Below are 24904 nucleotides of genomic sequence, written 5' to 3'. Positions count from 1 at the left end.
GAGCGAGCATGGATTCAGTGGCGGCAGAGGGGCTGGTGGTGCGTCCATCGCGGGTCAGTGATGGCCCGTTTTTGCAGAGCCTTTATCAGGCAGCGCGGCCGGACCTGCAATGGATCGACGGCGAGCCTGAGCAGGTGCAGCAGGTGATTGCGCAGCAGTTTCAGGTGCAGGAGCAAGGGTTGGGGGAGAGCTATCCCAATGCCTTGCACTATGTTGTGGAAAAACTCGGCACTGCTATCGGCGCCTTGAGCACGGACTTTGGTCCCAATGAAATCCGCGTGCTGTACCTGGCCTTCATCCCCCAGGCCCGCGGGCAGGGTTATGGTCGGGCGGTGCTGCAAGGGGTGCAAAAAGCCGCTCAACAGATTCGCTGTCCGGTGGCGACCGTGGTCTGGACCAGCAACCCTCACGCGCGCCAGCATTACCTGGCGTTGGGTTTCGAAGTGCAAGAGCGCAACCCGGCGGCGGAGCGGTTGGTGTGGTATCCGAAAGGAAACTGAACCGCCTATTCAATGTGGGAGCGAGCCTGCTCGCGATGAGGGCAGTACATTCAACATGGATGCAAGCTGACCCACCGCCATCGCGAGCAGGCTCGCTCCCACAAGGGGTCATCGGCTTTAGTTAAACGCGATGTAGAAATACCCCACCGCCGGATCTCGTCCCATGGGCGGTATCCGCGACACAAACACCCCTTCGAGCCTTCCCAGTTCTGGCACCTCCAATGCACAGAGCCCGTCCACGAACGTTGTGGTTTCCAGGCTGTTGAATTCAACGCTGAACGGCGTGCGTTCGGTGTTCGGCAGCTTCGCCCGGGGTGTCTCTTCGAGGCTCTCGATCCGCACGGGCAAGCAACTGCCGTCGGGTAGGGTCAGGCTGCTGGTCTGGCCCAGCAGCGGTTGAAAATGGCGGCTATGAACCTGTTGCAGCATGTCGACACTCCAAAAGGCCGGAGGGCCGCAACCCCCCGGCGGCTCATCAGTTACGGGACGGGAAATAGCCTTGAAGGGCGATGCTGAAGTTGATCGCCAGGAATGGGTTCATGATCGCCATCGGCATGCTGTTGCCCGTGGCGGAAACCGAGCCACTGACAGTGGTGGTCACGCCTTTTAGCGCTACCGGCGAAGCGCCTATCTGGTCGGAATAGATCGCCGCCGAGCCCGGCCCGGTGCCCGAGGTACCGATGAACGAGTTAGTGGCCGTTGGCGTATTCACCGGGTTGCTGGCCGGGTTCGCCAGTTGCAGGGTGGTCGCGGCGGTGATGCTCGTAAGGGCGTGAGTGTGGTTGGGCAGGTTGTTCAGCGTTGGGCTGACGTTTTCGGTGCCGGAGAGGGTGCCGATGACACGCGGCGTCAGGCCCTGGCCGTTGCCCTGGCCCAGAGGCAGGCGGCCTTGCAGGTTGGGGAGCAGAAAGGTGTTCTGGCCATCGCCTCCGTAAGTCACGCCGAGCAAGGCGAACACCACCTGGTATTGGGAAATGCTGAGAGTCTGCCCGTTGCACAGCGCCCAATTCATGGGTGCGAAGTTAAAGGCGAACGATTGAATAGTGCCGACAAATACTTCCATAGAATCCTCATCCCTCAGGTTATTGGTCTGACGGTGCCCGGCAGGGTCCAAGGGAGAAGAGTGCGATCAGCCCGACTGCTTCGCTCCCTGGCATAGTGGCCTGCGTGGCCACTATCACGCACGGCTGAGCGTAGACCGGGTTTTTTCATTCTGCCGGGTGAGAGGAAGAGGAAAAATATTGTCGTTCAACTTAATCGATTCATCCGCCCAGGCCCGCTTTACCGTCCATCTTTTTTTCAGATTGGGGTGTAATTGATATCAAAGTAGTACTAGTCGGCGATTATTTCCTCGGCTACGCTTCGGATACAAAAGGACTACAAACAAGGTGAATGGATTGCCGCAGTTTCACTTTATTTCAGGTTTGCCCCGCTCGGGCTCGACCCTGCTTTCGGCTATTTTGCTGCAGAACCCGCGCTTTCACGCCGGAATGACCAGCCCCGTGGGCTCGCTATTCAGCAGCGTCCTGCAGCAATGCAGCGCCGGTAGCGAGTTTGGTTCGGTGATCGACACCGACCTGCGGCGCCGTCTGTTGCGCGGGCTGTTCGACTCCTACTACGCCGACAAGGCCGACAAACCTGTCATCTTCGATACAAATCGCCAGTGGTGCGCCCGCCTGCCGGCCCTGCAGGACCTGTTCCCCCAGGCCAAGACCATCGCTTGTGTGCGCAACGTTGCCTGGGTGCTCGACAGCCTGGAACGGCTTTACCGCGCCAACCCATTCGAGAACACCAAGCTGTTCAATGACGATGACGAGCGCAACACCGTCTACAGCCGCTGCGAAACCCTGGCCCAGCGCAACCGCCTGGTGGGGTTTGCCTGGACCGCGCTCAAAGAGGCCTATTACGGCGAGAACGCCGAGTCGCTGCTGATCGTGGATTACGACCTGCTGAGCCAGGCCCCGGAGCGGGTGATGCGGCTGGTGTACGAGTTCATCGACGAGCCCTGGTTTGAACACGATTTCAATCATTTGACCTACGACGCGCCGGCTTTTGATCAGGCCCTGGGCGTTGCCGGCTTGCACAAGGTCAAGCCCAGGGTCGCGCCGCAAGTCCGGCGCACCCTGTTGCCGCCGGACCTGTTTGAGAAGTATGCCGAGTTGTCGTTCTGGCGCGATGGGTCCTCCAGCGCTGCCAATGTCATTCGTATGAAAACCGACGCCGCGATCAGTTGATCGCGGTTTTTTTCATGGGTGTGTTCTAGAAGTTCGAGTCTGGGTGATCGTTATGTGGTGGAGCAAAGGCAAATCGCGGGTAACCGAGGGCGCACAGGCCCTGGCATCACCAATGATCATGTCCCTGGAACCTAGAATGCTGTTCGACGGTGCGGTGGCCGCGACCGTGGCCGATGCCGCGCAGCCGGAGGCCCACCCCACCGCTGAGGCGGCCAAGACGACCAGCGCGGACCAGACTGCTGACAGTCACGCAGCCCAGGGGCAGGCCGATGCCACCGAGGCCGCCGTTCCGGGCAAGGCCGTGGTGTTTGTCGATTCCCGGGTCAAGGATTCCGCCAGCCTGCTAGAAGGCGTGGCGGCCGGTACCGAGGTGGTGCAACTAGATGCCACCCAGGACGGCCTGCAACAGATCGCCGACTACCTGGACACCCACCAGGGCATCAGCTCGGTGCAAATCATCGCCCACGGCAACGCCGGCGATTTATGGCTGGGCAATACCTACCTGTCGGCGGACAACGTCCAGGCCCGCAGCGAAGTGCTGGCGCAGATCGGCCAGGACATGAACGTCGGTGGCGATATCCTGATCTACGGCTGCTACACCGCCGAAGGTGACAGCGGCCTGAGCCTGGTCGATTCCCTGGCACAGTTGACCGGCCGCGACGTGGCGGCATCCGACGACCGCACCGGCCTTGGCGGCGACTGGGACCTGGAAATCGCCACCGGCAACATCGAAAGCGCCAACGTGCTGTCGGCCGATGCCATGAGCGACTACCAATGGGGCCTGGCCACCTGGACGGCGACCAACAACCTCAATAGCGGCGTCGGTTCCTTGCGCGCGGCCCTGGCTTCCGCGCAGAACGGCGACATCGTGACCTTCAACGCCGGCATGACCGTCGCCCTGACCCAGGTGTTGACGGTCGACAAGAACGTCACGATCGATGGCGATCTCAACAACGATAACGTGGCCGACGTCACCCTCGACGGGCAATACCGCACCCAGGTTATCAACGTGACGACCGGTACGACGGCCACTCTCGAAGGTTTGGTGATTACCCGAGGCATGGTCGCGGGTGACGGCGGTAACGGTGGCGACGATGCGCTGGTGGCCAAGGGCGGCGGGATCTACAACGCCGGGACCTTGACCCTGAAAAACGTCACGGTCACCGCGAACGCTGCTTCGGGCGGTGGGGGCGGTGGCGGTGTAACGCCACAATACGCCGGTGGCGGTGGCGGCGGCGGTGGTGCAATCACCGGCGGTACCGGTGGCAAGGGCGGCGATACCCTCAACTCCACCGGATCCAACGGCTCGTCTGGCCAGGGCGGCGCCGGCGGCGGTTTCTTCAACATTGGCGGGCGTGGCGGTTCTTCTACCGGTGGGTCGGGCGGCTCGGCGTATCCGGGCTACAGCACCGGTTCAGCCGGTGGCACGGCCAGCAGTGGTGGATTGTCCATCGGTGGTGGCGGCGGTGGCGACGGCTATAACGACATTGGCGGCGCCGGTGGCGGAGCGGCCGGCGGTATCTACAACGATACCGGCGCGACCTTGCGGATCATCGGCAACTCGGTGATTTCCAACAACGTCGGTGCGGGCGGCGGCGGTGGCGGTGGTGGTGCCGGTGGTGGCTACAACCAAGCGGGCGGTGCGGGCGGTGTCGGTGTCGGCGCCATCTGGAACAAGGGTTCGATCCTGATCACCGCCGCCAACTTCGCGGCCCTGGCCAGCAACGTCGGCGGCAGCGGCACGGGTGGGACGAGTGCCGGTAGCGCAGGCGTTTCGCCTGCGTCGGTGGCCAACATCTACGGCGACGGCGGCACCATCAATACCAATTACGTGCCGGACGAGACACCGCCCACCGCGACTGTCGTGGTGGCCAATACCAACCTGAACTCCGGCGGTACGTCGCTGGTGACCATCACCTTCTCCGAGGCCGTGACCGGCCTCACGGCGTCGGACCTGACAGTGCAGAACGGCACCGTCGGAGTCTTGAGCTCCGGCGACGGTGGCATCACCTGGACCGGCACACTGACTGCGGCAAGCAACATCGCCGACACCACTAACATCATCACCCTGAACAACACAGGCGTTGCGGACCTGGCCGACAATGCCGGCGTGGGCACCACCGACTCGAACAATTACGTCGTCAACGACACCGTGGCACCCACGGCTACCATTGTGGTGGCCGACACCGCCCTGAGGAGTGGTGAAACCTCGTTGGTGACCATCACCTTCTCCGAAGCCGTCAGTGGGTTTACCAGCGCTGATCTGACGGTCGCCAACGGTGTCATTTCCGGGCTAAGCAGCAGCGACGGTGGTATCACCTGGACGGCCACCCTGACACCGGACGCGGGCATCACCGACACCACTAACCTTGTGACCCTGAACAACACCGGCGTCGCGGACCTGAACGGCAACGCCGGTGTCGGCACCACCAACTCCAACAACTACGCCATCGATACCCTGCGCCCGACGGCCACTATCGTGGTGACCGACACCGCGCTGAGTGCCGGCGAAACGTCGTTGGTGACCATCACGTTCAACGAGGCGGTGAGCGGTTTCACCACCGCCGACCTGACCGTTGCCAACGGCACGGTCACCGGGATGAGCAGCAGCGACGGCGGCATTACCTGGACCGGAACACTGACCCCGAGCGCTAGTGTCAGCGACACCACCAACCTGATCACGTTGGCCAACACCGGTATCGCCGACCTGTCCGGAAACACCGGCACCGGCACCACCGATTCGAATAACTATGCAATCGACACGCTGCGTCCGACCGCCACCATCGTGGTAGCCGATACCGCGTTGAACATCGGCGAAACCTCTCTGGTGACCATTACCTTCAGCGAGGCAGTGACCGGTTTCACCCTGGCCGACCTGACCGTTGCCAACGGCTCCTTGAGCGGGCTGAGCAGCAGCGACGGTGGCGTCACCTGGACCGCAACGCTCACCCCGAGCGCCAGCATCACCGACGCCACCAATCTGATTGTCCTGGCCAATACCGGCGTGCTGGACGCGGCCGGTAACGCCGGCACCGGCACCACCAACTCCAATAACTATGCTGTCGATACGCAGCGCCCAACCGCCAGCATCGTGGTGGCCGATACTGCACTAAGCGTCGGCGAAACGTCCCTGGTAACCATCACGTTCAACGAGGCGGTGAGCGGCTTCACCAGCGCCGACCTGACCGTTGCCAATGGCACCGTCACCGGGCTGAGCAGCGGCGACGGCGGCATTACCTGGACCGGGACACTCACCCCGAGTGTCAGCGTCACCGACGCCACTAACCTCATCACCCTGGATAATACCGGCCTGAGCGACCTGGCGGGCAACGCCGGCACCGGCACCATCGACTCCAACAACTACGCCATCGACACCGCGCGTCCTACCGCCACCGTCGTCATCGCCGACACGGCCATTGCCGTTGGCGAAACGTCGTTGGTGACCATCACCTTCAACGAGGCGGTGACCGGTTTCACCTTGGCTGACCTGACCGTTGCCAACGGCTCCTTGAGCGGGCTGAGCACCAGCGACAACATCACCTACACCGCGACCTTCACCCCATCGGTCGGCATTACCGACGCCACCAACCTGATCACCCTCAATAACAGCGGCGTCGTGGACGGAACGGGCAATGCCGGCACTGGCACCACCAACTCCAACAACTACGCCGTCGATACGCAGCGCCCGACGGCCGTTATTGTTATCGACGACACCGCGTTGAGCGTCGGCGAAACGTCGCTGGTGACCATCACCTTCTCCGAGGCGGTCAGCGGCTTCGACAATTCGGACCTGAGTGTGGCCAACGGCACCCTGAGTGCGGTCAGCAGCAGCGATGGCGGCATCACCTGGACGGCCACTTTCACCCCGGCTCTGGGGGTCAGCGACATGTCCAACGTCATCACCCTGAACAACACCGGCGTGAGCGATGCGGCAGGCAATACCGGCACCGGCACCACCAACTCCAACAACTACCAGGTCGACACCAACGTGCCGACGGCGACCGTCGTGATTGCCGATACCACGCTGAGCATCGGCGAGACGTCGCTGGTGACCATCACCTTCAACGAAGCGGTAAGCGGTTTCGACAACAGCGACCTGACCATCAGCAACGGGACCCTGAGCACCATGAGCAGCAGCGACGGCGGCGTCACCTGGACGGCGACTTTCACGCCGAGCGCCAGCATTTCCGATACCAGCAACCTGATCACCCTGGATAACACCGGTGTGCGCAACGGCGCGAACAACGCTGGCGTGGGCACTACCGACTCCAACAACTACGTGGTCGATACCGTGCGACCTACCGCGACCATCGTCATGGCCGACACGGCCATTGCCGCAGGCGAGACCTCGTTGGTGACCATCACCTTCAGCGAGGTGGTGACCGGTTTCACCAGCGCCGATCTGACGGTTGCCAACGGTGTGGTCTCGGGGCTGAGCAGCAGCGACGGTGGCATCACTTGGACCGCAACCTTCACCCCGACCACTGGCATCACTGACACCAGCAATGTCATCACGCTCAATAGCGGTGGCATCGTCGACTTGGCAGGCAACGCCAACAACGGCACCACCGATTCCAACAACTACACGCTGGACACTCAACGTCCAACCGCAACCATCGTATTGGCCGACTCCAACCTCAGTGTTGGCGAAACCTCATTGGTGACCATCACCTTCAGCGAAGCGGTGACTGGCTTCACCAACGATGACCTGAGCGTGGCCAACGGCACCCTGAGTGCGGTCAGCAGCAGCGATGGCGGCATCACCTGGACGGCGGTTTTCACCCCGGCCACCGGCACGCGGGACGCGACCAACCTGATCACCCTGGATAACACCGGCGTGAGCGATGCGGCGGGCAATGCCGGCACCGGCACCACCAACTCCGGCAATTACGCCATCGACACCCAGGTGCCGACCGCCACCATCGTGGTAGCCGATACGGCCCTGAGCATCGGCGAAACGTCGCTGGTGACCATCACCTTCAACGAAGCGGTAAGCGGTTTCGACAACAGCGACCTGAGCATCAGCAACGGGACGCTGAGCAACGTTTCGTCCTCTGATGGCGGCGTCACCTGGACGGCGACTTTCACGCCGAGCGCCAGCGTTTCCGATACCAGCAACCTGATCACCCTGGACAACACCGGCGTGCGCAACGGTGCGAACAACGCCGGTGTGGGCACCACTGACTCCAACAACTACGCCATCGATACCGCGCGCCCCACCGCGAGCATCGTCGTGGCCGACACGGCCATTGCTGCGGGCGAGACCTCGCTGGTGACCATCACCTTCAGCGAGGCGGTGACCGGTTTCACCAGCGCCGATCTGACGGTTGCCAACGGTGTGGTCTCGGGGCTGAGCAGCAGCGACGGTGGCATCACTTGGACCGCAACCTTCACCCCGACCACTGGCATCACTGACACCAGCAATGTCATCACGCTCAATAGCGGTGGCATCGTCGACTTGGCAGGCAACGCCAACAACGGCACCACCGATTCCAACAACTACACGCTGGACACTCAACGTCCAACCGCAACCATCGTATTGGCCGACTCCAACCTCAGTGTTGGCGAAACCTCATTGGTGACCATCACCTTCAGCGAAGCGGTGACTGGCTTCACCAACGATGACCTGAGCGTGGCCAACGGCACCCTGAGTGCGGTCAGCAGCAGCGATGGCGGCATCACCTGGACGGCGGTTTTCACCCCGGCCACCGGCACGCGGGACGCGACCAACCTGATCACCCTGGATAACACCGGCGTAAGCGATGCGGCGGGCAATGCCGGCACCGGCACCACCAACTCCGGCAATTACGCCATCGACACCCAGGTGCCGACCGCCACCATCGTGGTAGCCGATACGGCCCTGAGCATCGGCGAAACGTCGCTGGTGACCATCACCTTCAACGAAGCGGTAAGCGGTTTCGACAACAGCGACCTGAGCATCAGCAACGGGACGCTGAGCAACGTTTCGTCCTCTGATGGCGGCGTCACCTGGACGGCGACTTTCACGCCGAGCGCCAGCGTTTCCGATACCAGCAACCTGATCACCCTGGACAACACCGGCGTGCGCAACGGTGCGAACAACGCCGGTGTGGGCACCACTGACTCCAACAACTACGCCATCGATACCGCGCGCCCCACCGCGAGCATCGTCGTGGCCGACACGGCCATTGCTGCGGGCGAGACCTCGCTGGTGACCATCACCTTCAGCGAGGCGGTGACCGGTTTCACCAGCGCCGACCTGACCGTTGCCAATGGTGTGATCGCCGGGTTGAGCAGCAGCGACGGCGGTATCACGTGGACGGCGACCTTCACGCCGTCCGATGGCATCACCGACACCAGCAATGTCATCACCCTCGCCAACAGCGATATTGCCGACCTGGCGGGTAACGTCGGTGCTGGCACCACCGATTCCAACAATTACACCCTCGATACCGAGCGCCCGACCGCCACGATCGTGTTGAGTGATTCCGTGTTGAAACCGGGCGAAACCGCTCAGGTGACCATCACCTTCAGCGAAGCGGTGACCGGTTTCACCAACGATGACCTGAGCGTGGCCAACGGTACCTTGAGCGCCGTCAGCAGCAGCGACGGCGGCCTGACCTGGACGGCGACGTTCACGCCGACCCAGGGCGTAAGCGATACCACCAACCTGATCACCCTGGACAATACCGGCGTGAGTGACGCCGCCGGCAACACCGGGACAAGCACCACCGATTCGGCCAACTACGCGGTCGAGACACAGGTACCGACGGCCACGATCGTGGTGGCTGATAACGCTCTCAAGGTGGGGGAAACTTCTCTGGTGACCATCACCTTCTCGGAGGCGGTCAGCGGGTTCGACAATGCCGACCTGAGCGTGAACAACGGCACGTTGAGCAACGTGTCTTCCAGCGACGGCGGTGTTACCTGGACCGCCACTTTCACCCCGGCCAGCAACATCACCGACACCAGCAACCTGATCAGCCTGGACACCAGCGGTGTGGTCAACGCTTCGGGCAACAGCGGCGTCGGCGTGGTGAACTCCAACAATTACGCCATCGACACGGTGCGCCCGGGCGCCACCATTGCGTTGGGCGACACCACGCTGGGCATCGGCCAGACCACCACCGTGACCATTACCTTCACCGAGGCGGTGTCCGGTTTCGACCTGTCGGACCTCAGTGTCGCCAATGGCGTGTTGTCCAACCTCGCCAGCAGTAACGGCGGCCTGACCTGGACGGCGACCCTGACGCCTACCGCTGGGGTCAACGACGCCACCAACCTGATCCTGCTCGACAGCAGCAATGTGCAGGACGGCGCAGGCAACGCTGGCGTGGGCATCGCGATCTCCAGCAACTATGCACTCGACGCCACCCGACCCACCGCGACCATCGTGGTCGCCGACCCGAACCTGGGCGTGGGCGAGACGACTCAGGTGACCTTCACCTTCAGCGAGGCGGTGACCGATTTCGACCTGTCGGACCTCAGCGTCACCAACGGTGAACTGACCAATCTGACCACCAGTGATGGCGGCAAAACCTGGACGGCGACATTCACGCCTACCGTGAGCCTTACTGACCCGAGCAACTTTATCGCCCTGGACACCAGTAACGTCAGCGACCTGACGGGCAACGCCGGGGCAAGCGTGGCGGTGTCCAACAATTATGCGATCGATACCGTGGTGCTCGACGATGTCAAGCCTCCACCGGAGTTCCTGACGTCGGACCCTGTCACGGTCGTTGCGCCGTCCGAGGTGCCGTTGCAGTCGATCGTCTTTACCCCGCCGACGGGCGATCTTGGTTCGCCGCTGGGCTTCCCGCCGCTGTTCGAGCAACGGGACGTGGGCGGCGGCCTTCGCCCGATTGGGGATATTTTTATCAACCAAGGCGCACTCGCGCCGAGCTATATCGCTCAGGTATTCAGCAGCGATGCCGCTGGCGATGGTTCCGCCCAGGGCTTCCTGGGCTTTGGTGGTGGCGATGGCGGGGTGTTCGGCAGCAGTACGGTGTCGAGCCTGTTTAGCCAGGATTTCGCTTCCGACAGTGAATCGATGAACACCTTCGGCAACCAGTCGATCCAGGGCGGTGATGTTTCCCAAGGCGTGCGCGGGACGTTCGGCGCACCGACCCTGGGCCAGCAGCTGCAACACCTCAAGGACACTGAACAGCGTCAGGTCGATAGCCTGGCAATGGCTTTAAAACAGGTCGGCATCAGCCAAGCGCAGGCCTGAGAACTCCAAAAAAATAATGGGCAGCCAGGGGCAATCCAGGGAATGAATAGAAGTCAGAAGTTATTCGCAGTGAGTGTGCTGGCGTTGGTGGTCAGTGGATGTGCGGTCACCAGCGAGCCGATCGAGCGTAGCGTCAGCGAACAGCGCGCCCGGACTGACCTGCAGAATATGTACAAGGATCAGGAGCCCCTCAAGGGCCCGCTGACCCTGCACCAGGCCATGGCCCGTGCGGTGAAGTACAACCTGGAAGGTCGCTTGAAGATCATGGAAGAGGCCCTGGCCAAGCGTCAGCTGGACTTGGCCAGTTTCGACATGCTGCCGCGCATGGCCTTGGACGCCGGCTATGTGGGCCGCAACAACGTCAGTGCTTCCAGCAGCCAGAGCGTGGAAACCGGCACCCAGTCCCTGGAGCCGTCGACTTCCCAGGACCGCGACCGCGAAGTGGCCGACCTGACCATGGTCTGGAACGTGCTCGACTTCGGCGTGAGCTACATCAGCGCCAAGCAGGCTGGGGACCAGCGATTGATCGTGCAAGAGCGCCGGCGCAAGGTAATCAACACCATTGTCCAGGACGTGCGTTCGGCTTACTGGCGAGCCATGGCCGCCGAGCGCCTGCTCAAGCAGATCGACAGCCTGATGGCCCGGGTCGAGACGGCGCGGGGCAACAGCCAGAGCATGAGCGAACAGCGCATCGGTGACCCGGTGCAGGCCTTGGGTTACCAGCGCTCGCTGATCCAGGCGACCCGTCAGCTGGAAGAGCAGCGACGCGCGTTGTCACTGGCCAAGACCGAGCTGGCAACCTTGATCAACCTGCCCCTGGGCACCGAACTGACCCTGGCGACCCAGGATGAATACGAAATCCCGGAACTCAAGGTCGACCTGGCCCGCCTTGAACAGGAAGCCCTGACCAACCGTCCGGAACTGCGCGAGCAGGATTACCAGACGCGCATCACCGCCGCCGAAACCCGCAAGGCCATGTTGCGCCTGTTGCCGGGGCTGGAGTTTTCCGCCGGTGGGCATTACGACAGCAACTCGTTCCTGGTGGAGCAGGGCTGGGCCGACTATGGCGTGAAAGTCACCTGGAACCTGTTCAACGTGATCTCCGCTCCGGCGGCCATCGATGTCGCCAAGGCAGGTGAGGAAGTGGCGTCGGCGCGGCGCCAGGCCATGTCGATTGCCGTGCTGGCGCAGCTCTACGTGGCCAATGCCAACTACCGTGAGGCGTTGCGTCAGTTCAAGACCAACCAGCAACTGTCGGATATCGACGGGCAAATCGTCGGCCAACTGCGCAGCCGTCACCAGGCCGCCGGTTTGGGCGAGTTGGACCTGATCCAGGGCGAACTGAACACCTTGCAGGCCGATCTGCGTCGGGATCTGTCCTATGCCGACCTGCGCAACGCCTATGGCCAAATCTTCGCCAGTGCCGGCCTCGACCCGCTGCCCAATGAGGTGCAATCGACCGCCGTGCAGTCGATTGCCACAGCGTTGGCTAACCGCGAATCGGCTTGGGCCCAGGGCAATATCGCCGTGCCGACAGCTGCGGTGAGCCAATAACAGGCCGCAAGCATGACGCGCCCAGCGTATGCCCGGCTGCCGGTGACGGTGAACTTGCCCTTGCTGTTGCAAGCGCTGGCAGCCATTGAAGACGACCGTTGGCAGGGGCATTTCAACAGCGCCTATTACAGCGGTGATTGGAGTGGCGTGGCGCTAATCTCGGCGACCGATGCCTTGACCGAACTGTCTCCTGGGCGCGGCCAGCCCGTGCGCCGCGGGCCTTGGTCAGAGGATGGTCGTTGGGCTGAGGCGTTGCGTGATTGGCCGTTGGATATCGTCTCGGCCCGGTTGCTGCGCCTCGGGCCTGGCGGGCGCATCCACGAGCATCGCGACTACGACCTGGGCGGGCCGGACGCCGACCTGCGCCTGCACATTCCATTGCTCAGCCCACCTGAAGTGGATTTCTGGCTGGACGGGGAGCGCATGCCGATGACGGCGGGCGAATGCTGGTTTCTCGATTTGGCGCGACCTCATCGCGTTGACAACCGGGGTGCGGCCCCCAGGATTCATCTGGTGATCGATTGCCGCCCGCGCCCTTGGCTGGAGCAGGCGATTACCGTCGGGCTGCTCACCACACCCGCTGCCACGCCTGGGCAGAGCGACTTCATCCGCTTTCAGCAGCGTGTGGAAACCGATCCCCACCTCGCCCGGACCTTGCAGAGCCTGCATGACGTGGACGCTTTCATTGACTGCGCCCTGGCGCTGGGTGCCGGACAAGGCCTGCATTTTACCCGCGAAGAATTGTGGGCAGCCATGCGCAACGGTCGCCGGCAGTGGAGTGACCAATGGAAAGCCTGAGCCTGGACGGCTGGCTGCCGATTCGCGTGTGGCAAGAGGCGGGGCAGTGGCGGGTCGATTGGTGCTGGTTCGGTGATGCGCGCTTGTCACAACCGTTCTTCGGTGACGCCGTGGAGCAAGCACTGCGCTTGCCGTTCAACCAAGTGTTCCGTCGTCAGACGCCCTTGAGTGCGCTAGGCCAATGGCAGCAGCAAAGTCCCGGCCTGGCGCCCAGTGCGTTCATCTTCCATGCCTCCCGCTGCGGCTCGACCTTGATCAGCCAGATGCTGGCGCAGTTGGACGACCACATCGTCATCTGTGAACCGCCGCCTCTGGATACTCTGCTGCGCAGCAACTTACCGCCGGCTGAACGGTGCGTGGCGCTCAAGGGATTGCTGTCGGCCTATGGGCAGCGTCGCCGAGGCGTGGAGCAGCGATTGGTGATCAAACTCGATGCCTGGAACATCGGTGAACTGGCGCTGCTGCGTGAGTGTTGTCCCGACACACCCTGGCTGTTCGTGTACCGCGACCCATTGGAAATCGCCGTCTCCCATCTGCGCCGACCCGGCGTGCATATGGTGCCGGGGATGATCGGAGCAAGCGTGCTGGACGATGGATTGCCACTGCGCAACCGGGAAGACTTCATCCCGAGGCGCTTGGGACGACTGTTGCAAGCGGGGCTGGAGCACTGCCAGACCTTTGCCGGCCTGGCGGTTAACTACAACGAACTGCCTGCGGTGATGGAGGGGAGACTGGCGGCGTTTTTCGGACTTGACGATGAACAATGCAGGCAGGTGTTTGCGTCGGTGGGGCTACACGCCAAGCAGCCAGCGCAGCCGTTTGCCGACGATAGCGAGGACAAGCGCCGAGAGGCTTCGCAACTGCTGCGGGATCGGGTGATGCAGTGGGCGCGGGAGCCCTATGACGCTCTGGAAATGTTGCGCAGCCGTTCTTGTGGCGAGGGGATTTAGCGAAACGTCGCACCGCCCCGCTGTGGGAGCAAAGCTTGCTCGCGAAACAGGCGCCTCGATTTCTGAAAGACCGCATCGCCTCCATCGCGGGCAAGCCTTGCTCCCACAGCGGGCAGTGCGTGCTTTTTCGGCAACGCATCAAGACTTGTTGGGAGACAGCTCCGCCATCCCCTTGAGCAACTCGATCGGCAGCGGAAACACGATGGTGGAGGTCTTGTCTCCGGCAATCGAGCCCAGCGTCTGCATGTAGCGCAGTTGCATGGCGCCTGGCTGGCGCCCCAGCATTTCGGCGGCCTGCATGAGCTTTTCCGACGCTTGCAACTCGCCTTCGGCGTGAATCACCTTGGCGCGGCGTTCACGCTCGGCCTCGGCTTGTCGAGCGATGGCGCGGATCATCGATTCGTTGAGGTCTACGTGCTTGATCTCGACGTTCGCCACTTTGATGCCCCAGGCGTCGGTCTGGGCGTCGAGCACTTGCTGGATGTCGCTGTTCAACTGCTCACGCTCGGCCAGCAGTTGGTCCAGGTCATGTTTGCCGAGGACCGCGCGCAGCGTGGTCTGGGCCAGTTGGCTGGTTGCCATGAGGAAGTTTTCGACCTGAATGATTGCCTTCTGCGGGTCAAGCACGCGGAAGTACAACACCGCATTGACCTTCACCGAGACGTTGTCGCGGGTAATCACGTCCTGCGGCGGCACGTCGAGCACAATCGTGCGCAGGTCGACGCGGATCATCTGCTGAACTACCGGAATCAGCAGGATCAGCCCCGGCCCTTTGACCTGCCAGAACCGGCCGAGCTGGAACACCACCGCGCGTTCGTATTCGCGCAGGATCCGGAACGTCGAAGCCGCCAGCGCGATCAACAGCAACAGCAGCAGCGCAAAACCGATTTGCATGCCCATCTCATATTCCTCCTGAATCAGCGGCGGCCACTTCCAGCAGCAAACCCTTGCGTGCAATGACCCGCACCGCTTGCCCAGGCCACAACGGCGTCGCGCTTGTCACCTGCCAGCGCTCGCCTTCCAACTGGACCCAGCCATGATGATTGTCAGCCTGCAACGCGGTCACCGCCGTGATACTGCCCAACAGCACGGCATCGCCGCTGACGGGGTGGCGGGGTCGGGTTTTCAACGCTCGGACCAACAGGAAGATCAGCAGCAAGGCACTGACCAGGCCCAGGCCGATCATCAAAGGAACAGGCACTTCGGCGTTGGTCAGGATGAGCGCGCCAATCACGCACAAGACAATGCCGCCCAACCCGGCAACGCCGTAATTGGGCAAGGCAGCCTCGGCCACCAGCAAGGCCACGCCCAAGGCAACCAACCAGAAACCCATAGGATCGGCGCTCAGCAGCGCGAGGCCATCGGCCGCGAACACCGGACCGCTCATGGCCAGCAGCGCGACTGTATAGCAGCGAATGTTCACTGGACCTCCGCAACGCATTCGTCGTGAGATACCTAGAGTCTAGTCGAGTCCAGGGTTGATTGAATTTTGATCAGTCTGGCTACCTTCATGGACTAGACTTCGGGGAAAGTCCCCCAGCCATTCCTTGATGCTCAGGAGCCCGCAATGGAACCCCCTCTTCACAGCCTTGCATCACTGTTCAAGCAACTGGGTTTGGCCGACGACCCCGTCGGCATCGATCAATTCATCGCCACCCATTCCCCCCTAAAGCCCGGGCTGCATCTGGCGGATGCGTTTTTCTGGAGCAAGAGCCAGCGCCAATTGCTGCGTGAGGAAATCCTTGAAGATGCCGACTGGGCGCAAGTGGTGGATCAGTTGGATGTGTTGTTGAGGAAGGGGCGCAGCGATTGATGCGTTGGCAAGACATATGGGAGCGAGCTTGCCCGCCCCCACAGAAAAAACTCTTATTCTTTTAACGTATTAATAAATAGCTTCTTATTCCTTAAATAATATAACTCTCCTCCCTATACTTGTCCGGGAACAGACACGCAGGAGAGCACCCATGCGCAACGAATCGATTCGCTACCTGATTGTGCCGGGCTGGCAAGGATCGCCGGAAAATCATTGGCAAACCCATTGGCAGAACAGCCTGCCCAACAGTGCCCGGGTCGAGCAGGCCGACTGGTTGACGCCCCGGCGTGAAGACTGGGTCGCGGCGCTGGCCGAAGCGATTGCCGCCGACAGCACGCCGGTGATTCTCATTGCCCATAGCCTGGGCTGCATCACGGTTGCCCATTGGGCCGCCACTGCGCCGGTGCAGTTTCTGCGGCAGGTTCGCGGGGCGCTACTGGTGGCGCCGGCGGATGTCGAACGGCCGGCCTGCGTCCCGGCGCTGCGTAATTTCGCGCCGATTCCCAACGATCTGTTGCCGTTCCCAAGCCAGGTGGTCAGCTCCGACAACGACGCCGCCGTGAGTGCTCCGCGTGCCCTGGAGTTGGCGCGCAACTGGGGAGCCGAGGCCGGGATTCTGGCCGGGGCGGGGCATATCAATGTGAAGTCCGGCCACCAGCGCTGGGAGCAGGGTTTCGCTTATCTCTATCGTTTGCAAAACCGCATGGAGCACAACGCCCTGCGTCGCGCCTGAATACGCCCCTGGATAATAGTGCCCTTCCGTCTGCCGGCGGTGCAGGGCGGGAGTCTGCCATGAGCTTGCATGAAACGTTCGGTCAGCCGTTGCTGACCTTTCCCGACGCGGAAAAAAGCCCCCTGAGCATCCGCGCCAAGGCGCTGGTATTCGTCGATCCGCGTTCGCGGCAATTGCGCCAAGAGCTGGAGCAACTGGCGCCGCGCTCGATCTCGGTGCTGATACGTGGCGAAACCGGTAGCGGTAAGGAGTTGCTTGCCCGGTACATCCATCGCGAAAGTGATCGCGGTGGGCTGTTTGTATCGGTCAATTGCGGCGCCATCAGCCCGACCTACGCCGACGCCGAACTGTTCGGTTATGCCGCCGGCAGCTACAGCGGTTCGGCCAGCAGTCGGGCCGGCTGGTTCGGCTCGGCCAATGGCGGCACCCTTTACCTGGATGAGATCGGCGACTTGCCGCTGCCGATCCAGATCAAATTGCTGGCGGCCCTGGAAAACCACGAAGTCACCCGCGTTGGCGCCCACCAGCCCAGCCCCGTGGATGTGCGGTTGGTAGCAGCCACCAGCATCGACCTGGCGCAAGCGGTGGCCGCCGGGAAATTTCACGAACGGCTCTACCACTACCTCAGCGAAGGGCGACTCGAGTTGCCGGCGTTGCGTGAGCGGGTGGGCGATATTCTGTCCCTGGCTGAATACTTCCTGGGCATCTACAGCCAGCGCCTCGGCCTGAGCGTGCCGCTGATCAGCGAAGCGGCGCAGCACGCGCTGGAACGGCACAGTTGGCCCGGCAACACCCGCGAGCTGGAAAACGTCATTCATTTCGCGTTGCTGGTAAGTAATGGCGATTACATATTGCCGGAGCATCTCAATTTGCCACATCTAACGGAGCCTTCGGAAACAATCAAGCACCTGGTGCTAACGTTGATCGGGCAGGGCAAGCGCCAGCAACTTGAACAATTAAAGCAGTGGTTCGCTGGCCTCTGATTCGTACATAAAACTCGCCGAATTACTTAACCCTGATGGTCTCTATGTCGTCGGGGTTTTTGTTATGTGAATATTAAGTGTGTTCTCGTGAGGCGTGCGAATCTTCATAAGGCTTGTAAGTTGTTTCTGCAAATAATTTGTGTGGCTTTCGAACTTGATTGCCAGCTCGGTAATGGTCATTAATTGAATGGCAAAAGCAATGTGATCAAGCGAACAGGAAGACGGTCACAACTCATTTAATAAATACCGAGGATTAGAAAATGGACGACAAAAATAACAAACCTGTCATGGCGCGCGAATCGACATGGACTGGTTTAAAGCATTTTGGAATTGTTTCCGTAACGGGGGGTAATCAACTATACAGGAACGGCTATCAACAATTGCTGGTAAAAGTATTCGTCGAGGTGGAGAACTGGTGGAGCAGTGTCCCTCTGATCCAGTCTGAATTTGATTCTATTGTGTTGATTGATGGAATTACGGGAGCGGCGTTAACTAAAGACAGGCATCAGGGTGACGTCGGTTTTTGGAAATACACTGAACAGGAAGACCGCCGTTTTCGCCAACTTCCTCCTAATGGTCCTGTCCAAGGCCCAGTGCCGTCGGGGGAGTTTGTCTACACAAAGGATTTTTATGTCACGTCCAGCTCCGACAGGCCGATTGACTTGCAGTTACGTATAACGCGAGCAGACGGCGTAACGTTTCAACCCGATATGAAGCAAGACTTTAGTTCTCTCACATTGGTTCCACTTCCTCCGGCGACTTATCGACCTGAGCAGTATTCGGTTCGTCGCACCCCGGCCCCCTATACCAGCCGCGGTGATATCGAGAAGGTCGAGGTTTTCAATCTGGAGTTGATAATTGATCAGCAGCGAATGGAGTTCGTAACGGATTTCAGCATGGGGGCTCATCTTCGGATAGGAAGTTCGGACAGCCGATACACAGGTTACTACGTTGTCGGGTATGGGAATGGCGGATCCATGCGAACGGGAATGCCGGTGTATTGGGATTTGCCGGATGCGCTGGGAAGGGACCGGAGCGGGAACCGGCGTGTTGCATGGGTGCTCGCCTATGGGAAACACGGTGGACGCGTGTGGGTCCGAGAGTCTGTGAGCAAAACCTCTTTCGAATTGCGCGATATGTATGGGAATTTTCATGAGTTGCACATGGAGCTAACCGAGAACCCGCTGACGGTTCGGGTCTATTGATAAAACAAAAACAATTTTTCAAGGAAGAACCTCATGACTCTCTCGTCTTCTCTCGCCGGGCAGTTAACTTCGGCTGCCTTCAAGTTTGACAGTTTCGTCCGCTCGGGCGTGGATCCCCGTACCGGTAGCTACAGTTGCAGCGTGGCGTTGGACGCGGCGCCGGCTGACGCAGCCGGTGGGCCGAAGGTCTCAATGACCCTTTCATACGACTCCTTTAATGATCAGGATCTTGGCCTGGGAGCCGGTTGGTCCCTTCGCACCTGCAGCTACGATCAGCGCCGACGGAAATTGACGCTGACAAACGGTGAGACTTATCAACTTTTCATCAGTGGAAGTCAGGTTGCTTTCCAGGATAAGAAACTCGAGAACTTGAGCGTCACGGTGCAAGGTGACGAACTTGCCATTGAACATATCGATGGGAGAACCGAGATTCTGTCACGTCCGAGTACGGCTTATAACGAGTGGCTGTTGGCGCGTGAGTATTGCCCCGACGGCAAGGAAACACGTTATGAATATCGACTTTTATCCGGACGACGACAGCTGGTGGCCGTCTATCATCAGCATCGCCGTGTCATGCATATCGACTACGCCCAGAACAGACCGACGCCACCAACGATTACCGTGTGGCCGGATATTCCTTCCAAGAAGCGCCAGTACCTGTTTGCACTCCAGAACGGAGTGCTCGCACAAATCAGGCTGGTCACCGCGGAAGATAGTGCATCGGTCTGGTCCTTTGGTTATGAGCGAAGTAGTGGTTATTTGGTGATGAACGAAGTTCGTCAGCCCAACGGTGCTCAGGAAAGGCTTACCTACAAAGCTCAGGGCCATAAGCTCCCCACTGGGGCGCCGGCAACCTACTTGCCCGTTGTCGTCCAATCGGTTCTGTCTCCTGGCGGGGGGCAGCCGGCGGTTATTAACGTTTACGAGTATTCCGGCAGCAACTTCCTTGGGTATGGTTCAGGGTTTCGTTGGTCCGCTGAGCGCGATGTGCTTTATGACGTGAGCGGCAACTATGAATACTCCTGTACTCAAATCCAGATGGTCCCCGGCACAAGCGGCGCACGTCAGGCCTCTCGAATCATTCGCACCTACAATCGCTTCCATTCGATGATTTCGCAAAGGACCATCCGCGGCAGCACGATGCACCTGCGGGAAATCGAATATTACGATGAGCCCAATCTGGCTTTCCGTTATCAGCCCCCACGGTTCCAGTTGCCGCGCGTCGTGCGTGACAGTTTTTTTGACACCCGCGAGGCTGAGGGGGCGGGCCGCAGCAATACCAGAAGTGAGGTTACCCGCACTTCTTATGATGAATATGGGAATCTGCTGGAAAAAACCAGCCCGTGCGGGGCGCGGGAGGTCTATGAATATTTCCCGGCACAAGGGAGTGCGGATTGTCCTGCCAGCCCCATAGGCGTGCCGTGTTTTCTCAGACAGAAGTCGATCATCGCCTCCCCTGATTTCGCCGTCGCGCCTACGACGGTGGTTCGTTATACCTATACGCAACTGCCCTCATTGCGTCCCGGTGGTGGCCGCTGTATCCGGCTCGCCAGCGAAACGCTGTACGAAGACGGGGTCAGCGAGCCACGGGTGGATTGTCGTTTACGGTACGTCAACAACAGCAAGGATTTCTTTCATGGACGGCTGCAAAGCAAGGTTGAAACCGTAGGCGGCGTGCGCAGTGAACACCGTTATGCGTACCAGCGTGAAAACGATAACGTTCGCACCGATCTGACCTTTAGCGCTCAGGGGCTGAGCCATCTGCGGCAGGAATGGCATGACGAATGCGGCTGGCTGATCAGAACCTGTGAATCTGGCGGCAGTACCGTCAGCATCGAATACGATTCTCTGGGGCAACTGACCCGTGAAACGGTGATGCCCGACACTGACAGCTCAGCGTCCCGTCAATTCACCTATCGGGCAGCCACGTCCAGCGATCCGTTTGTCACCGTCACCGTCAAGGATGCCCGTGGCGGACTGACAGCTACCCACAGCGACGGACTTGGTCGCACCATAAGGCTCGAGAAACAGGACGTCGATGAGCCCGGCGCGCCCATGCGCGTGATCTATGAGGCCCAATACGACGGGCTCGCTCGCCTGCAGTCGGATAAACACACCGATTGGTTCAACGGCAAGCCGAAAACACTGGAGAGCCTGTATGAGTACGATCAGTGGGGGCACCAGAACCGGACCATTCGCCGTGGGCAAGTGACCGTTCATGATGAGATTGATCCTGTAGCACGCACCCGTACCGAGTGGGTGGAGGGCGGCAGCAAGACTCGTACATTCATTAATGCTTTGGAGAAACCGTCGCGCGTCGAACGTGTGGACCTGTCAGGCGTTGTGCGAGAGGTTACCGCCTACGAATACGATGGTCTGGGACGGTGTATCAGGCAAACGGCTTCCGATGGGGCGGTTACCTGCTACGCATACGACTTGGCCGGTCGCGTGCTGAGTACGATTTTGCCCGACGGCACCGTGATCGGAAAAAGGTACGCGGCACAGAGCCAGGGTGACTATCCCACGCAAATCAGCGCAAACGGCTATGTAGTGGGTAGTCGCACCTACGATGGACTGATGCGTATTACTGGCAACCAGTCAGGTGGTCGCACCGAACGGATGGTCTATGAAGGTTCCAGCAGGAGCGCTTCGCAGAAGATCACACCGGCCGGCAAAGTCCTGCGGTTCACCCTTGATCCCATGCTTGATGATTGCGTCACTGAGCGCTCAGGCAGCCAGGCGTCCGTTTTGACCAGGCACCGATTCGATCCGCACACCGGCCTGCTCCAGGAGTCGGCCAACTCGCTGGTTCAGCGACGCATGAAGTATTGTGCTTCCGGCCGGCTCAGCCGGGAGTCATGGATAACCGCACTCGACCGGTTCGAAAGTTTGCAAACCTATTCCATGATGGGGAAGCCGATCGGTCATACGGACGTCAACGGCACGGACCGCACCTGCCTTTATGACGAGACGGGACGGTTGTCGGGAATCACTCAAGGCCCAGTCGCTGTCACCTACTCGTACGACTCTCAAGGGCAGGTCAGTTGTATTGCCGTCGCCGACTCTCAAACGGGCCTTTCGATGGTCACCGATCTGGCGTACGACGAATTTGGTCGCGAGACTCTTCGCCGTTCTTCCTCTCGGGGAAATGACGTCATCGAGGTGGCCCAGTCGTTCGGCCCTGGCGATAAGCTCAGTCGGCGCACGCTCACATCCAACAATGAGGTTCTGCGTCTTGAGTCGTTCATCTATGACTTACGGGGCCGCTTGACGCGTTACGCCTGTGACGGCAAGCAGGCGCCCGTGGATACCCAGGGCAAAGTCATTGTTTCCCAGGACTACACCTACGATTATCTCGACAACATTTGTCAGGTGGTGACACGCTTCGTAGGCGGCGAAAACATTGCAAACTATCGATATGACCTGCCTGACAAAACCCAACTGAGTGCTGTCATCCACAGTCATCCCGACTACGTGGCTGCCAACTTGACCTTCAATTACGACGTCGACGGCAATATGCTCACTGATTCACAAGGGCGCGGGTTTTTTTACGACGAACTGGGTCGCCTGGAAAGCGTGACGTCGACAGACTCGAGGTCGACGTTGGCCTGCTATCGATATGATGCCTCGGACCGGCTCCATGCCTTTGAGTTGATGAATGAAAAGCCGTGTCGGCGCTTCTACCGTGAAGAGCAGTTGTGCGGCGAGGTTACAGGTGATGAGAACCGCAGCGTCGTGCGCGAGGGGCAGCAGTTGTTGGCGTTGCTACAAGGTCCGCAGACGGCACTATTCAGCACCGATGCCTATGGCAATGTCTTGCAGGTACTGTCTGGCGGCGACAACACCAGGCATGCCTATTCGCCCTATGGGCAGCGCCCGGTGTCGGATGGATTGGGAAGCCTGTTCGGCTTCAGCGGCGAACCGCTTGACCCTGCCACCGGTTGTTACCTGCTTGGCAACGGCTATCGGGCCTACGATCCGGTATTGATGAGATTCCACCGGCCCGACAGTTGGAGCCCTTTCGATGGCGGCGGCCTCAATCCTTATGCCTACTGCCTCGGGGACCCGATCAATCTGAGCGATCCGACCGGCCATATTTCTGCCTGGGGCTGGGTCAAGATAGGGCTCACCGCGGCTTTCGCGATTGCTTCTGTTGCATTCACCATTGCAACCCTTGGCGCATCCGCGCCCTTGGTCGGGATGTCGTTTTCGGCCGCAACGGCGTTGACGCTGGAGGTGGTGTCAGGTGCGGTATCCATTGCATCGATGGTGTTAGAGGAAACTGCTCCGGACGCCGTGGCCACTCAGATCCTGAGTTACGCCAGCATTGCCTTGGGGGTTGCGTCCGGTGGGGCTTCCCTCGCGGGCAAAGTGCTAGGTAAAGGCACCTCTGTCGCGCTGCAGAAAACCGTCGATGCGCTCGGTGATGTCGTGACAGTGAGTCGCCACAATGCCTTGCGCGCGACACGCATCGGAGGACATGCCAGGGCGGCGGGCCCTTTGATTCGTGGAGGCGGGCAGCGCAACCTCATCGCGCTTCAAAAAGAGCTGGGAAATGTGCTGACAGCCAAGGATGTGGTCGGCTATGTCAAGTACCCGGTCGACGGCCTCAGGTATACGATCGATAGGGATCGGTACATCGAAAAAGCCAAAGGGTATTTCCAGCAGGAGGACGAATGGTCCAGTAAGGATAGGAGCGGCCAGGCGTTCGACGACATCTATGGCGACGTCAGGGAGCGAGGCTCGGACATTCGATTTGCATGATGACGGGCAGGTGCACCTTTCTCTTCTATATAAGTTATCGATCTAACCATCTTAATAAAAGATATTTTTAAGGCATAAAAAATATCGGTATGGTCCGCATCACGCCAGCGATAGCACTTCGCTGGCACCCCACTGGTTGACCGTTGCCCATGGCGACAGCGATTTTCGATAAGGACACTGCATGAAAAAGGTTCTGTTATTCACCGCATTGGCGGCAGCCCTGACCTCGGGTTTGGCCCAAGCGGCGGAGAAACTGGTGGTGGCGGCCACCCCGGTGCCTCACGCTGAAATCCTTGAGCTGATCAAGCCGGCCCTGGCCAAAGAAGGCGTGGACCTGGAAATCAAGGTGTTCACTGACTACGTTCAGCCCAACGTACAGGTTGATCAGAAGCGTCTGGACGCGAACTACTTCCAGACCCTGCCATACCTCAAGAACTTCAACGAAGGCAAAGGCACCCACCTTGTGACCGTGATCGGCGTGCACATCGAACCGTTCGGTGGCTACTCGAAGAAAGTCAAAAGCCTGGCCGAGCTCAAGGACGGCGCGACCATCGCCATCCCCAACGAGGGCAGCAACAGTGGTCGTGCTCTGATCCTGCTGCAGAAGGCTGGCCTGATCGAACTCAAGGACCCGAAAAACGCCTTGGCAACGCCAAAAGACATCGCCAAGAACCCACACAACTTCAAGTTCAAGGAACTGGAATCGGCCATGCTGCCGCGTGTGCTCGATCAGGTCGACCTGGACATGATCAACACCAACTACGCCCTGGAAGCGGGTCTTAACCCGGCCAAAGATGCGCTGGTGATCGAAGGTTCGGATTCGCCTTACGTGAACTTCCTGGTGGCTCGTCCAGACAACAAGGACAGCCCGGCCATCCAGAAACTGGCCAAGGCCCTGACCAGCCCGGAAGTGAAGGCGTTCATCGAGAAGAAATACAACGGCGCGGTGCTGCCAGCGTTCTGATCGAACAGTACAGGCTTGAAGTTACAACGCCGACGGCTTTGCCAGCGTCGGCGTTTTTTTGTGCAGGCAACATAAGGCCAGGTGCACCTGAGCGGCGTGGCTACGCAGGTTGCTTTTTCAATGCGCGGCGCAGGGCCACGAGCAGCTTGACGATATCTTGCGGGTCGAGAGGTTGCGGGGCTTTCACGTCAGCCATT

At 60.3% G+C, this 24904-nt stretch carries 16 protein-coding genes; 12 read left to right on the top strand and 4 right to left on the bottom strand.

The annotated features are described in order from the left end of the window. The first annotated feature begins 8 nt into the window (after positions 1 to 8). Positions 9 to 500, top strand: a complete 492-nt coding sequence (locus ACA047_RS28430; protein WP_497355144.1) for a GNAT family N-acetyltransferase — start codon at positions 9 to 11, stop codon at positions 498 to 500. Positions 501 to 617: 117 nt separating this feature from the next. Here the strand turns inward: ACA047_RS28430 and ACA047_RS28425 are convergent, their stop codons facing one another. Both ACA047_RS28425 and ACA047_RS28420 read right to left on the bottom strand, forming a co-directional pair. Beyond that, positions 618 to 929 carry a DUF6916 family protein gene (locus tag ACA047_RS28425; RefSeq protein ID WP_497355142.1) on the bottom strand — a complete coding sequence of 104 codons (312 nt, stop codon included), beginning with the start codon at positions 927 to 929 and terminating at the stop codon, positions 618 to 620. A gap of 46 nt (positions 930 to 975) precedes the next feature. After that, on the bottom strand, positions 976 to 1563 hold the full coding sequence (locus ACA047_RS28420) for a phage tail protein (protein ID WP_497355140.1): 588 nt from the start codon (positions 1561 to 1563) through the stop codon (positions 976 to 978). 325 nt (positions 1564 to 1888) lie between these two features. Here ACA047_RS28420 and ACA047_RS28415 point away from each other — a divergent pair, with 325 nt between their 5' ends. Genes ACA047_RS28415 through ACA047_RS28395 form a run of 5 tightly spaced genes read left to right on the top strand, consistent with a single transcriptional unit; the run spans position 1889 to position 14245 of the window. Further along, positions 1889 to 2734: a sulfotransferase gene (locus ACA047_RS28415; RefSeq protein WP_497355138.1), complete on the top strand. Its 846-nt coding sequence runs from the start codon at positions 1889 to 1891 to the stop codon at positions 2732 to 2734. A 52-nt stretch (positions 2735 to 2786) separates the two neighbouring features. After that, the gene (locus tag ACA047_RS28410) at positions 2787 to 10943 is read left to right on the top strand and encodes an Ig-like domain-containing protein (protein WP_497355136.1); all 8157 of its coding nucleotides are present in this window, start codon (positions 2787 to 2789) and stop codon (positions 10941 to 10943) included. 42 nt (positions 10944 to 10985) lie between these two features. Continuing rightward, on the top strand, positions 10986 to 12497 hold the full coding sequence (locus tag ACA047_RS28405; RefSeq protein WP_497355134.1) for a TolC family protein: 1512 nt from the start codon (positions 10986 to 10988) through the stop codon (positions 12495 to 12497). Between the two features lie 12 nt (positions 12498 to 12509). Next, entirely contained in the window at positions 12510 to 13295 is a 786-nt protein-coding gene (locus ACA047_RS28400) for an aspartyl/asparaginyl beta-hydroxylase domain-containing protein (RefSeq protein ID WP_497355132.1), read from the top strand. Then, positions 13283 to 14245 carry a sulfotransferase family protein gene (locus tag ACA047_RS28395; RefSeq protein WP_497355130.1) on the top strand — a complete coding sequence of 321 codons (963 nt, stop codon included), beginning with the start codon at positions 13283 to 13285 and terminating at the stop codon, positions 14243 to 14245. The genes ACA047_RS28400 and ACA047_RS28395 overlap by 13 nt, the downstream gene beginning before the upstream one ends. 138 nt (positions 14246 to 14383) lie before the next feature. Here ACA047_RS28395 and ACA047_RS28390 read toward each other — a convergent pair whose 3' ends face one another. After that, positions 14384 to 15145 carry a slipin family protein gene (locus ACA047_RS28390; protein WP_497355128.1) on the bottom strand — a complete coding sequence of 254 codons (762 nt, stop codon included), beginning with the start codon at positions 15143 to 15145 and terminating at the stop codon, positions 14384 to 14386. A gap of 1 nt (position 15146) precedes the next feature. Then, entirely contained in the window at positions 15147 to 15668 is a 522-nt protein-coding gene (locus tag ACA047_RS28385) for an NfeD family protein (protein ID WP_497355126.1), read from the bottom strand. A gap of 144 nt (positions 15669 to 15812) precedes the next feature. Here ACA047_RS28385 and ACA047_RS28380 point away from each other — a divergent pair, with 144 nt between their 5' ends. The 6 genes from ACA047_RS28380 (at position 15813) to ACA047_RS28355 (ending at position 24707) form a co-directional block, all read left to right on the top strand. After that, positions 15813 to 16058, top strand: a complete 246-nt coding sequence (locus tag ACA047_RS28380) for a DUF2789 domain-containing protein (protein ID WP_497355124.1) — start codon at positions 15813 to 15815, stop codon at positions 16056 to 16058. A 151-nt stretch (positions 16059 to 16209) separates the two neighbouring features. Next, complete coding sequence (locus tag ACA047_RS28375; RefSeq protein ID WP_497355122.1) at positions 16210 to 16791, top strand: alpha/beta hydrolase; 582 nt, start codon at positions 16210 to 16212, stop codon at positions 16789 to 16791. Between the two features lie 59 nt (positions 16792 to 16850). Further along, positions 16851 to 17774, top strand: a complete 924-nt coding sequence (locus ACA047_RS28370; protein WP_497355120.1) for a sigma 54-interacting transcriptional regulator — start codon at positions 16851 to 16853, stop codon at positions 17772 to 17774. A gap of 260 nt (positions 17775 to 18034) precedes the next feature. Next, positions 18035 to 18979 (top strand): hypothetical protein, encoded by a 945-nt coding sequence (locus tag ACA047_RS28365; RefSeq protein ID WP_497355118.1) that lies wholly within the window; start codon positions 18035 to 18037, stop codon positions 18977 to 18979. A 33-nt stretch (positions 18980 to 19012) separates the two neighbouring features. Beyond that, positions 19013 to 23743 (top strand): RHS repeat domain-containing protein, encoded by a 4731-nt coding sequence (locus ACA047_RS28360; RefSeq protein ID WP_497355116.1) that lies wholly within the window; start codon positions 19013 to 19015, stop codon positions 23741 to 23743. A 181-nt stretch (positions 23744 to 23924) separates the two neighbouring features. Beyond that, positions 23925 to 24707 (top strand): MetQ/NlpA family ABC transporter substrate-binding protein, encoded by a 783-nt coding sequence (locus ACA047_RS28355; protein ID WP_497355114.1) that lies wholly within the window; start codon positions 23925 to 23927, stop codon positions 24705 to 24707. Positions 24708 to 24904: the final 197 nt, after the last annotated feature.

Source organism: Pseudomonas sp. LBUM1664 (genome assembly GCF_059695895.1).
Note: the sequence above shows the minus strand (reverse complement) of the source record. Positions and strands in the feature narration are given on the sequence as shown.

Coding starts and splice junctions, on each gene's coding strand:
- ACA047_RS28370 (WP_497355120.1), top strand. CDS start 16,851: ATGAGCTTGCATGAAACGTTCGGTCAGCCGTTGCTGACCTTTCCCGAC.
- ACA047_RS28375 (WP_497355122.1), top strand. CDS start 16,210: ATGCGCAACGAATCGATTCGCTACCTGATTGTGCCGGGCTGGCAAGGA.
- ACA047_RS28405 (WP_497355134.1), top strand. CDS start 10,986: ATGAATAGAAGTCAGAAGTTATTCGCAGTGAGTGTGCTGGCGTTGGTG.
- ACA047_RS28420 (WP_497355140.1), bottom strand. CDS start 1,563: ATGGAAGTATTTGTCGGCACTATTCAATCGTTCGCCTTTAACTTCGCA.
- ACA047_RS28410 (WP_497355136.1), top strand. CDS start 2,787: ATGTGGTGGAGCAAAGGCAAATCGCGGGTAACCGAGGGCGCACAGGCC.
- ACA047_RS28360 (WP_497355116.1), top strand. CDS start 19,013: ATGACTCTCTCGTCTTCTCTCGCCGGGCAGTTAACTTCGGCTGCCTTC.
- ACA047_RS28380 (WP_497355124.1), top strand. CDS start 15,813: ATGGAACCCCCTCTTCACAGCCTTGCATCACTGTTCAAGCAACTGGGT.
- ACA047_RS28395 (WP_497355130.1), top strand. CDS start 13,283: ATGGAAAGCCTGAGCCTGGACGGCTGGCTGCCGATTCGCGTGTGGCAA.
- ACA047_RS28400 (WP_497355132.1), top strand. CDS start 12,510: ATGACGCGCCCAGCGTATGCCCGGCTGCCGGTGACGGTGAACTTGCCC.
- ACA047_RS28430 (WP_497355144.1), top strand. CDS start 9: ATGGATTCAGTGGCGGCAGAGGGGCTGGTGGTGCGTCCATCGCGGGTC.
- ACA047_RS28390 (WP_497355128.1), bottom strand. CDS start 15,145: ATGGGCATGCAAATCGGTTTTGCGCTGCTGCTGTTGCTGTTGATCGCG.
- ACA047_RS28365 (WP_497355118.1), top strand. CDS start 18,035: ATGGACGACAAAAATAACAAACCTGTCATGGCGCGCGAATCGACATGG.
- ACA047_RS28355 (WP_497355114.1), top strand. CDS start 23,925: ATGAAAAAGGTTCTGTTATTCACCGCATTGGCGGCAGCCCTGACCTCG.
- ACA047_RS28425 (WP_497355142.1), bottom strand. CDS start 929: ATGCTGCAACAGGTTCATAGCCGCCATTTTCAACCGCTGCTGGGCCAG.